The sequence below is a fragment of the Enterorhabdus sp. P55 genome (assembly GCF_009911695.1).
Taxonomy (GTDB): domain Bacteria; phylum Actinomycetota; class Coriobacteriia; order Coriobacteriales; family Eggerthellaceae; genus Enterorhabdus.
This window is the reverse complement of the sequence record NZ_QWKK01000291.1, coordinates 1-599: the sequence shown is the minus strand read 5'-3', so window position 1 is coordinate 599 and position 599 is coordinate 1. Positions and strand designations below refer to the sequence as shown.

General features: G+C 41.2%; 1 protein-coding gene. It reads right to left on the bottom strand.

What is annotated here, in order from left to right; translation table 11 throughout:
- Positions 1-599: Cna B-type domain-containing protein (locus D1643_RS11350; protein WP_160710680.1), on the bottom strand; the 599-nt coding region annotated here is incomplete at both ends.

Here is a 599-nt window from a genome sequence, read left to right as displayed (position 1 = left end):
TTAATTTCTTGACCAGCCTTGAACTTATCTAAGTCATTAAATTCATACTTCCAACCATCTTTTGCGGTCACTGTCTTTGAATCAACCTTCTTACCATCTGCTAACAAGTTAACCGTAATTTCATCTGGTCGTACACCATCTTGGTTATCATGGTCTGACCACGTCTTTTGACCTGACACACTCGTCTTGGCCACCTGATGTGTATTAACAATGTTATTGCCATCATACGTTGTCTCATAACCAGCAACGGCTGCTTCTTCAACCGTGTACTTAATTTCTTGACCAGCCTTGAACTTATCTAAGTCATTAAATTCATACTTCCAACCATCTTTTGCGGTCACTGTCTTCGAATCAACCTTTTTACCATCTGCTAACAAGTTAACCGTAATTTCATCTGGCCGTAGACCGTCTTGGTTATCATGGTCTGACCACGTCTTCTGGCCTGACACACTCGTCTTAGCTACCTGATGCGTATTAACAATGTTATTGCCATTATACGTTGTCTTGTAACCGTCAACTGCTGCTTCGGCAACCGTGTACTTAATTGCTTGACCAGCCTTGAACTTATCTAAGCCATTAAATTCATACTTCCAACCGTC